Source organism: Levilactobacillus koreensis JCM 16448, assembly GCF_001435525.1.
Lineage (GTDB): Bacteria > Bacillota > Bacilli > Lactobacillales > Lactobacillaceae > Levilactobacillus > Levilactobacillus koreensis.
This window is the reverse complement of record NZ_AZDP01000106.1, coordinates 53,582-63,628: the sequence shown is the minus strand read 5'-3', so window position 1 is coordinate 63,628 and position 10,047 is coordinate 53,582. Positions and strand designations below refer to the sequence as shown.

The 10,047-nt window shown below is 48.7% G+C and carries 10 protein-coding genes and 2 tRNA genes; 9 read left to right on the top strand and 3 right to left on the bottom strand.

Annotation, left to right across the window (positions count from 1 at the left end; translation table 11 throughout):
* Nucleotides 1-147 precede the first annotated feature (147 nt).
* The 5 genes from FC99_RS09785 to FC99_RS09765 all read left to right on the top strand — a co-directional run bounded on the left by FC99_RS09785 (nt 148) and on the right by FC99_RS09765 (nt 5,005).
* Nucleotides 148-693, top strand: a complete 546-nt coding sequence (locus tag FC99_RS09785) for an HdeD family acid-resistance protein (RefSeq protein ID WP_048732361.1) — start codon at nt 148-150, stop codon at nt 691-693.
* Between the two features lie 589 nt (nt 694-1,282).
* On the top strand, nt 1,283-2,167 hold the full coding sequence (gene rapZ, locus FC99_RS09780; protein WP_048732360.1) for an RNase adapter RapZ: 885 nt from the start codon (nt 1,283-1,285) through the stop codon (nt 2,165-2,167).
* Complete coding sequence (locus tag FC99_RS09775) at nt 2,164-3,177, top strand: gluconeogenesis factor YvcK family protein (RefSeq protein ID WP_048732358.1); 1,014 nt, start codon at nt 2,164-2,166, stop codon at nt 3,175-3,177. Before rapZ ends, FC99_RS09775 begins: the two co-directional genes overlap by 4 nt.
* Before the next feature lie 2 nt (nt 3,178-3,179).
* Entirely contained in the window at nt 3,180-4,118 is a 939-nt protein-coding gene (whiA, locus tag FC99_RS09770) for a DNA-binding protein WhiA (protein WP_048732356.1), read from the top strand.
* 323 nt (nt 4,119-4,441) lie between these two features.
* Nucleotides 4,442-5,005 carry a GNAT family N-acetyltransferase gene (locus tag FC99_RS09765; protein ID WP_048732355.1) on the top strand — a complete coding sequence of 188 codons (564 nt, stop codon included), beginning with the start codon at nt 4,442-4,444 and terminating at the stop codon, nt 5,003-5,005.
* A 427-nt stretch (nt 5,006-5,432) separates the two neighbouring features.
* Here FC99_RS09765 and clpP read toward each other — a convergent pair whose 3' ends face one another.
* The gene (gene clpP, locus FC99_RS09760) at nt 5,433-6,029 is read right to left on the bottom strand and encodes an ATP-dependent Clp endopeptidase proteolytic subunit ClpP (protein WP_048732353.1); all 597 of its coding nucleotides are present in this window, start codon (nt 6,027-6,029) and stop codon (nt 5,433-5,435) included.
* A 407-nt stretch (nt 6,030-6,436) separates the two neighbouring features.
* Here clpP and FC99_RS09755 point away from each other — a divergent pair, with 407 nt between their 5' ends.
* Both FC99_RS09755 and FC99_RS09750 read left to right on the top strand, forming a co-directional pair.
* Nucleotides 6,437-6,883: a LytTR family DNA-binding domain-containing protein gene (locus FC99_RS09755; protein ID WP_048732352.1), complete on the top strand. Its 447-nt coding sequence runs from the start codon at nt 6,437-6,439 to the stop codon at nt 6,881-6,883.
* A gap of 5 nt (nt 6,884-6,888) precedes the next feature.
* Complete coding sequence (locus FC99_RS09750) at nt 6,889-7,626, top strand: LiaF transmembrane domain-containing protein (protein WP_048732350.1); 738 nt, start codon at nt 6,889-6,891, stop codon at nt 7,624-7,626.
* Nucleotides 7,627-7,714: 88 nt separating this feature from the next.
* Here FC99_RS09750 and FC99_RS09745 read toward each other — a convergent pair.
* A tRNA-Arg gene (locus tag FC99_RS09745) sits at nt 7,715-7,786 on the bottom strand.
* 128 nt (nt 7,787-7,914) lie between these two features.
* On the opposite strand from FC99_RS09745, the gene FC99_RS09740 reads away from it, so the two are divergent.
* Nucleotides 7,915-8,517, top strand: a complete 603-nt coding sequence (locus FC99_RS09740) for an ECF transporter S component (protein WP_048732348.1) — start codon at nt 7,915-7,917, stop codon at nt 8,515-8,517.
* Between the two features lie 140 nt (nt 8,518-8,657).
* Here the strand turns inward: FC99_RS09740 and FC99_RS09735 are convergent.
* Nucleotides 8,658-8,729 (bottom strand) — tRNA-Arg (locus tag FC99_RS09735).
* A gap of 258 nt (nt 8,730-8,987) precedes the next feature.
* Here FC99_RS09735 and FC99_RS09730 point away from each other — a divergent pair.
* Nucleotides 8,988-10,016 carry a sugar-binding transcriptional regulator gene (locus FC99_RS09730; protein WP_048732347.1) on the top strand — a complete coding sequence of 343 codons (1,029 nt, stop codon included), beginning with the start codon at nt 8,988-8,990 and terminating at the stop codon, nt 10,014-10,016.
* Nucleotides 10,017-10,047: the final 31 nt, after the last annotated feature.

Genomic DNA, 10,047 nt, shown 5'->3' with positions numbered 1-10,047 from the left:
ACGTACGGTGGTGTGAGAGGTCGGTAGTTGAAATAATCGACTACCTCCTACTCGATTTGAAGTTAACTTGTGAGAAATGCTGAAAACCAGTACAATAGTTGAAAAGCCGGTCGGCACTTGGCCGGAGTTGTGAGGAGATGTAGGTTTATGTTTAATATGAATCGTACCCGTTGGGGATTTGACTGGGGTGAGTTCATCCTCGGTATTTTATTCATCGTTGCTGCGGTGGGCTTGTTACGGTCACCGAAGATCGGTCTGACGGGCTTAGCTATTATCTTTGCTTTCATGGCTTTACTAAGTGGGCTGACCACCATTGCGGGCTACAAAAAGTTACACGATGTCACGGGGCTACGTGCAAACTTTGCGTTGGCCTTTGGAATCTTAGACATCTTGATTGCGGTCGTTTTCTTCTTTGATATGAATAGTGCCATTGTGACCTTGGGCTACCTGTTTGCGCTCTGGTTTATCTTTGATTCGGTTGAGCGGTTACTGGTTGCTAGTCATTTACGCGACTTCGGTGGGGCCTTCTTTTGGCTATCACTGGTCTTGGACGTGATCGGTTTAGCGCTAGGAATCGTGTTATTTATCCATCCCATTGCAGCCGCACTATCGTTGAATTGGCTGATTGCCATGTTCTTCATCGTCTTTGGGGTCAACGCTATCTGGATTGCGATTGCTCGGAGCCGGTCATAAAAATTTCAAATTGAGAGATGAAATTTCTGTGTCTCGTTCACATACAGGTTAATGGGGTAGACATAATCTGAATGAAATGGTGACGGCCAGTGGGTATAATCCGAGGTGTTCCAACTGCAGTCATAGTGTGACGAGGACACAATCAATTTTGCGACAATCTTTAAAAGTGAAAAAAGTTTCTCCTGTTGAGTTAGGGAGAAACTTTTTTTGTACGCTGAGTATTACAGTTGCTAGTGTTTTGACCTTGGCTTTGCATATTGTAACAACAATTATTAGATAGATTAGAGCCAAGGGTTATTGATTTCTGTAGTTGGGTTGGCCATGAGATATAAGAGAGTGCGTTTTTTAAGGACAGCACGTCAATCATAGCAGGCGGAATTCTTGGTAGCCGCAGTACGGTCAATTTGCGTTTTTACCAAGACCTACGATAATATCTGTGTGACCCGCGTGTTCCGGTCAACTTTTAGTGAAATTGTTATGATTTTCGGCATTATTTACCGATAATTTAAGATAATCGTTAGGAAAAGACACACCCGGTGTGTTATACTGCTTAAAGGTTGTTTTTGAAAAGGAAGCTGGAGGAAAAGCCATGACTGAAGATATTCGCCTGGTCATTATCACCGGGATGAGTGGTGCCGGTAAAACGGTTGCCATGCAAAGCTTTGAAGATTTAGGCTATTTCTGCATCGACAACATGCCACCATCGTTATTACCTAAGTTCTGGGATCTCGTGCGCGAATCGGGGAAACTGTCGAAGATTGCACTGGTCATTGATTTACGATCCCGGGCATTCTATGACGAAATTGTCCGCATGCTAAACGATGTGGCCGTTCATGGAACGATGAACGCGCAGGTGTTGTTCCTAGACGCTTCCGATGAAGAGCTGGTTTCCCGCTACAAGGAGACTCGGCGTTCCCATCCGTTGGCACGTAACGGTCGGGTCATGGAGGGAATTCAACGGGAACGTGGTCTTCTAGAACCCATTCGGCAGGCTGCCCAGCTAGTCATTGATACGACAAAATTAAGTCCGCGGAAGTTGCGGGAAGAAATTTTTCATAATTACGAGGCGACAAACGTCCAGTTATTCCATATCGAAGTGATGTCCTTTGGGTTCAAGTACGGCTTGCCCATTGATGCTGACATCGTGATGGACGTTCGTTTTCTCCCCAACCCTTACTATCTGCCTGAATTGCGGGAACAGACGGGGTTGGATGAACCCGTCTACGATTACGTGATGCAGCAACCCCAGACCGAGGAATTTTATCAACGGTTCCTGAGCTTGCTGACGGCCATCGTCCCCGGGTATCAAAAGGAAGGTAAATCTAATCTCACTATCGCCATTGGTTGTACCGGCGGGCAACACCGCTCCGTCGCTTTGGCCCAACGAATTGGTCAGGCACTCGGGGATGCGTACCCCGTGCACGTGACTCACCGGGATATTGAGAAGCGAAAGGAGTCCGCTAATCGCTCATGAGAGACCCAATGCGAACCCGACGGCCTAAAATTGTGGTCATCGGGGGAGGGACGGGATTACCCGTTATCCTCAGTAATTTACGCGATCAAGACGTCGACATCACTGCGGTGGTGACGGTCGCTGATGATGGCGGTTCTTCTGGTATCATTCGCCACTACGTCAACGTGGTGCCGCCTGGAGACATTCGGAACGTCATGGTGGCGCTAGCGGAAGTCCCAGATATTTATAAGGATTTATTCCAGTACCGGTTCGAAACGAGCGATGATTTCTTCGCTGGCCACGCCATTGGAAACTTGATCATTGCCGCCTTGTCGGAAATGAAGGGCGGTATTTTTGATGCGGTCCAGGAATTGTCACAACTGATGCGGGTCAACGGCCACATTTATCCGGCCGCCAATGAACCGCTGGAGTTGCACGCGCAGTTTGCGGATGGCAGTAAGCTCAGTGGGGAAGCCGAAATTACGGCGGCCCATAAGCTGATCAAACGGGTGTGGGTCGAAACCAGTGATCATCACCAGCAGCCACAGGCCGTCCAACCCGTGATCGATGCCATCATGAATGCGGACCAAATCGTCTTGGGACCTGGGAGTCTGTTTACCAGTATTCTCCCTAACTTGATGATCGACAGCGTGGGTCAGGCCGTGCGGGATAGTTCCGCCGAGGTCGTCTATATCTGCAATATCATGACGCAGAAGGGCGAAACGGAAAACTTTACCGACGCCGATCATGTTCGCGTGTTGAATGAACATTTGCAAGCTAACTTTATTGATACCGTCTTGGTCAACACCCGTAAGGTGCCCGACCGGTACATCGACTATCAACGGTGGGATGAAATGTCCCAGCCAGTTCGTCACGATTTCCAGGGACTCCGCGATCAGGGGTGCCGGGTCATCTCCACGGACTTTTTAATGCTACGGGATAACGGGGCCTTTCACAATGGGCAGGAGGTCGTGCGCGAACTCTTGAACTTGATTGGCCAACCGCGAGCCCCCAAGGAACGGAGGTCTTAACGATGTCTTATGCCAGTGAAGTCAAAAAAGAATTAACCACGCTCGATGTTCATCGGGAAAATGCAAAGGCCGAGCTGGTCGCGTTGATTCGGATGAACGGCGCGTTAGGTTTGGCGAATCATCGGTTCGTGTTGAACGTCCAAACTGAGAACCCCGCCATTGCGCGGCGGATGTACCAGTTGCTTAAACAATTCTATGATTTGGAAAGTGAATTGTTAGTGCGGCGTAAAATGAAGTTAAAGAAAAATAACCTGTACATCGTGCGGGTCAAGACGGGAGCAACCGAAGTCTTGTCTGATCTCGGAATTTTTGATGGGATGCAACTCTTGGAGTCTGTCCCGGATGAAATCTTGAATGATGATATGCGCGTACGGTCGTACTTACGGGGCGCATTCTTGGCCGGAGGATCGGTCAACAATCCCGAAACGAGTCGCTATCACTTGGAGATCTATTCCTTGTATGAAGAGCATAACCGGATGATTGCGGACATGATGAACCGTTACGACTTGAACGCACGGACCATTGAACGGCGCAGTGGGTACATTACTTACCTGAAGGGTGCCGAAAAGATTGCCGACTTCCTATCGTTAATTGGTGCGACGACGGCCATGTTGCGGTTCGAAGACGTGCGGATCATGCGCGATATGCGAAATTCGGTCAACCGGTTGGTCAATTGCGAAAACGCCAACTTGGACAAGGTGGCCAATGCCTCAACGCGGCAGATCGACAACATTCAGTTTATCGATTCGACCGTGGGCCTGGGCCAATTGCCAACGAAGCTGCGCGAGGTCGCGGAAACGCGGCTGTCACACCAAGAAGTTAGCCTAAAAGAATTAGGTGACTTGGTTCCTGGTGGGCCGATTTCAAAGTCGGGGATCAATCACCGGCTACGGAAAATCAACGACTACGCTAAGAAATTGCGTGAAGAAGCGACGGCGTAACGAGATAACTTGAAGTTAACGTGTGAAAGGCCTGGGACGAGACTCCCAGGCCTTTTTGTGCTCCAAACGTATATGGTCGAAGCGTGTGCCACAAGGCAGTCAACACTGCTTAACCCCGATAGACAAACAATTCAAAAACCGGGATTATTGTTAAGGCTTATTGACTAACCGCCTGCTATCCCATTTTTTTCGTAGACAGAAGATTTGACGATATCAGGTGTTATCTGTTAAGGTGGTTGGTAAATTGATTGAATGCGGTGGGGAGTTCTGTCCCGAAAACTTTCCGTCGTTTACTCATTTCTAAGCTAGGAGGCTGGTTTTACATGCAAATTCGGCAAGCACAACCGCAAGACGGTGCGCAGATTGCCCCGTTGATCGCCATGATCTATCGTGATATGGAGATGCCCGTATTGAAAAATGTGACGGAATCGGCATTGATTTCGATGCTGACGACGTTGTATTCGATGCCAGAGAACTTGAGTGGGATAGCGCAGACACTGGTCGCCGGTGACAAGGACTGCGTCTTGGGCGTGGCCTTTGGACATCCAGCTGAGAACGAAGTGGCTGTGAACCAAATCTTGAAGCAGGTATCGGCCAATCAAACTGGGTTCACGGCACCACTGGAACTTGGCGGCGAGAGTCGGCCGGGCGAGTGGTACCTGAGCATGCTGGCGGTTGCGCCACAGGCCCAGGGGCAGGGAATCGGTAGTCATCTGCTGAATGCTTTACCCCAATTTGTGGAAAAACTTGGTAAGAATAAAATCAGTTTGAACGTCGATGATGGCAACCCCGGCGCAGCCAAACTCTACCACCGGCAAGGCTTTAAGCCGGACGGTCGATTGATGATTGGCGTCCATCCATATCAGCATATGGGATTGGAAATCTAAGAATAGATATGAAAAAACGAGGTCCCGATTGTTGGGGCCTCGTTTTTACTCGTTACAATTTAAGCATAAAATGATAATCGTCGAGCATGTTAGTCAGTAGTGTTATAAATACAATTTGGAAATTTGAAGCATCATCGTCCATAACGTTTGTAGATATTGTCGATCATTGTTGATGAGTACAGTCTGAGCCGGAGGAGGCCAGGGATGTAGCCGGCCGTGAGAATGGCGTTGGCTGGCGTTCTTTGCTAGCCTAGGCCATGGGCGACTTTGAAGACGTGGGTCTTTCACGGCTTCAAATCGAGCGAGAAGCCCGTTTCTCAGGCTGAAGCGTCCCCACAGCAGGCGGAATCCCTGGCAGCCGTAGCGCGGAAATTTTCCACAAACAAAAAAACATCGACCAAGTGGCCGATGTTTTTTTAGAATGTGATTACTTCTTTTGTTCACTACTATTGGTCATGATGTGGTCGATCAAACCATAATCGACGGCTTCTTGTGCGCTCAAGTAGTTGTCCCGTTCAGTATCTTGATTTAGACGTTCAACGGGTTGACCGGAATTGTCAGCCAAAATTTGGTTGATCAATTGACGGGTCTTCAAGATCTCACGCGCGGCAATTTCAATTTCCGTTTGTTGACCTTGAGCACCACCAGAAGGTTGGTGAATCATCACTTGGGCATGAGGCAAAGCAAATCGCTTACCCTTAGTCCCGGATGAAGCCAAGACACTGGCCATGGAAGCTGCCATCCCCAACGTAATCGTTTGTACGTCGGATTGGATGAAGTTCATGGTATCGTAGATGGCTAAGCCGGAAGATACGACCCCACCTGGTGAGTTGATGTAGAGCGAAATGTCCTTAGTGGAGTCTTGGGCGTCCAAGAAGAGCAATTGCGCAATGATGGCATTTGCCATGTCATCTTCGATTGGGCCAGACAACATGATGATCCGGTCCTTTAATAGTCGTGAATAGATATCATAAGCCCGTTCGCCACGGGATGATTGTTCAATAACTGTTGGTACTAAATTCATGACAAGATAGCCTCCTTATTAACAATTGTATGGCTAGCGATTAGCTAACATGATGCTAGTGTACCGCTAAGGTCAAAACAGGTCAAACAATTAGACTCTGTTAATTCCCACAACCATTTGACTAGAACTATCATACCAGAGTTTGACCAAACGTCACGTATTCTGTCACATCTTTTTAAGCGTGACAGCGGCAAATAGAGATGGTGATGGCCGTTGGGGCAGTAACCACGGTCCTAATCTAAGCAGGTTGTGAAGAGAGGGACCGTTTGCTAAAATTCACGGCTTCGTTTGACCACTGACTAATCTTAAATTGACCACTTACGGGACTAACATGACCGGTTACGGTGAACTTATTTTATTTCACCCCACAATATGGTTTACTAAGACTAACGAAAGGGGGTGAGCGCTTGAAGATTCGCGTGGAAGTTGATGACCAGCTAAAGGAACCGGAAGTCACAATCCGAACGCCAAACGATGTCGATGTTGATCAAATTGTAAAAGCCATCGAAGCGGCGGAAGCAACGGCCGCTCGAATGACGTTTAGCCAGCGTGGGAAGAATTATCAGGTTGCCCTGCGCGATGTCTTATTCTTTGAGGCGGCGGACCACCAAGTGATGGTCCATACCGCGACCGATGTGTTCTTGACGCGACAGCGGTTGTATGAGCTGGAGGCCGTTTTACCGGCCAACTTTCTTCGGGTCTCCAAGTCGGCCATCCTCAACTGTGACCAGGTTTTTTCGCTAACGAAGTCGGTTACGGGCAATCTCGTTAAATTTCAGAATTCACACAAGCAGCTCTACGTGTCGCGGCGCTTCTATAAGGGCCTAAAGGAAACACTGGAGCGAAAGGGGTAATACAAATGCATAGAAATTGGTTTTGGGGAAGCTTCTTCGTCTTAGGCGCGGGCATCCTGATCACAAGTCAGCTTGGCGTTTTGAGCTATCACATTGGTTTCTGGGCGTTATTAGTCGCCATGTTTTTAGTGGCCGCCTTCGTAGAAAGCCTCATTCAGGTTAGTGTGACCGGAATGATCTTCTCATTGGCGTTCTTGGCCATCATTTTCGCGAAGCCACTGGGAATTGTCGCATTAGCACCGTGGACGATTCTAGGAGCAGCTTTATTACTGTCGATTGGACTATCGATGATCATCAAACCACGGTGGCGCTGGCGCCGCAACATGACGTTTATTAACGGCCAGCACCACGGCCACGGGTGGAATAAAAATTTTCACCACGGCTACGACGACATTAAGAATATCAATGAATCCGAAACCATCGTTGACGTCAATATGAGTAGTAGCATTCGTTACTTGCAATCGAATGATTTCAAACAGGCGGTCGTTAAGGTGTCCATGGGGAACGCGAAGGTTTATTTTGACAACGTCATTTTAAATGAAGCGGGCGCGACCATTGTGGTTGATGGGTCCTTCGGTAGCATTGAATTGTATTTGCCACGGACTTGGAACATCAAGCAGAATGTGAACACGAGCTTTGGCGTCGTTGAAGAAAAAGGCACCCAAGAACTCAACGAGAACGGTCCAGTAGTGGCCATCCAAGGTGATATTTCATTTGGAAATTTGAGCGTGATTTATATTTGACTGAGTCTTAGAGCACGAGCAATCGTGCTTTTTTTGCGAAAAAAAAGCCACGTCCGCGAAACGAACGTGGCTAAGCAATTGTTATTGATGCGCCCGGAGGGAATCGAACCCCCATTTCAAGAACCGGAATCTTACGTGCGATCCATTACACTACGGGCGCATAAAACGTTGAGAAACAACACTAATTATGATACCTGATTTTGGATAAAAATACAAGGGACTTTCTATTTTTCAGGGGGGAAACCATGCTATAATAACGGCATTAACTTTAAGTGGAGGTTCGGGTAAATGACGCGACACAAGACTTTTCGCCTGGTTGTGGATTCACTGTTGATGGCGATCGTTTTACTACAAAATATCTTACCATTTCTGGGGTACATTCCATTGGGGCCCTTTAGTATGACCTTGATTGGGTTAACGGTTATCGTTGCCGGAACTGCCTTGGGACCTAAGGATGGCATGTTGATTGGCGGCTTCTGGGGACTGATCACCTTCGTCCGGGCATTCACTTGGCCATCTAGTCCAGTAGCACCGTTAATTTTTACCAATCCTTTAATCTCCGTTTTGCCACGATTCCTAATGGGATTGGCAGCCGGGGGACTTTATCTGTGGGGACGTAAGCGGCAATGGTCCATGCATCGCTCGATGGCTGTGGCGGCGGGATGTGCCGCCTTAGTGAACACGTTCTTAGTCCTCGGCTTGGTCTTTCTCTTCTATCAGAACCCGACCGTGGCGGCTGCTTTTGGCGCGAAGGGAAATCAAACGTTAGGGGCCGTCTTGATGATTTCGCTCGTGACCAATGGGGTTCCCGAGTTTATTTTGGATATGCTAGTGGCGCCACTGATTGCCCAACCGTTGCGTCGCCGGTGGGACCAATTGAATCAACAGTAATTTGAAGGTGAGTCTAGTTTTCCCTTGCTTGTGAGGGAGCTAAACTCGCCTTTTTAGTAGTCTCAGTGATAGAGATGGTTAACAAAGGGCAACAAAAAAGCCACATCCATTACTGAACGTGGCTAACCGATTGCTTCTGATGCGCCCGGAGGGAATCGAACCCCCATTTCAAGAACCGGAATCTTACGTGCGATCCATTACACTACGGGCGCATAAAGCGTTGTGCTTCAAGAGCACTTAACTACTATACCCGAAGCTGAATATAAATTCAAGTAGTGGTTACGGCTTTTTTTAAAACATTTTATGTAAGGGCTTTCATTATTTAACGGTATGAATGACTTGCCAAAGTGGGGGCGGGGGCTTATACTGACACAGTAAAGGTTAGCTCTGGTTGGCCTTCAATTTTTTGGCCAGGGTGGGCGCTAATTAGCCACCGTTGGTCGGTTATTGTCCCACTAGGAGGTAGTCGAATGCGTGAGGATTGGCAATGGGTAGAAGCAATTATGCCCCAAATGGTTACGAAATTAACCAGCCGGTTTCGAATGCTACAAGGTGTCGCGAGCCTCCAACCGGTTGGCCGGCGTACCTTGGCAACTAGCCTAGACTGTTCCGAACGGACGGTGCGCACCACCACGGACGCTTTAGCCGACTTGGGATTTATCCAAATGTCAGCTAAGGGGATGCAGGTGACGGCGACTGGTCAGCGCGTTCTTCAGGGATTGAGTCCCATTATGGATGAACTTGCTGGTCGACAACAGCGAGAGTTGGCGCTGGCGCAACGCCTGAACATTGCACACTGTACCATCGTCCCAGGCGATAGTACGGCGGCAAATGGTAATCTGGCTAGCTTAGCTCAGGCTGCTAGTCAGGTACTAGCCGATGAATTGCCAGCCGGGAAGAGCATCGTCGCGGTCATGGGTGGTCACACTCTGGCGAACGTGGCGGAGGCTTTGACACCGACACTGGCCATGAATCGCGAGTTACTTTTCGTTCCCGCTCGCGGGGGCGTGGGTGAATCGCCAGCAATTCAAGCCAACGCGGTCAGTGCCCGTATGGCGCAGCGAACCAACAGTGATTTTCGATCGTTATATGTTCCCGAACAGTTAACGACCGCAACCTATAAACCACTTTTTGCGGAGCCGGCCATTCATGAGGTTTTGCAATTGATTGCGCAGAGCAACGTGGTGATTCACGGAATTGGTCAGGCCCTTGTCATGGCCAAACGGCGGCAGATGACGCCGCACGTGATCGCTGACCTAACCGCGGCCCATGCCGTGGGTGAGGCCTTTGGGTATTTCTTTGATGCCGAGGGTCACGTGGTCAGCAAATTTCCCCGCATTGGGTTAGACATTGCGGATTTAGCCGCTAAACAGCTAGTGATCGCCGTTGCCGGTGGTGCCGAAAAGGGTACGGCAATTGCGGCGTACATGCATTTAGCGCCAGCACAGACTTGGTTAATAACCGATGAAGGTGCTGCTGACTTTGTTTTAAAAAAGTGATACACTTAACATGTACTGCTTTTTAAAAAAA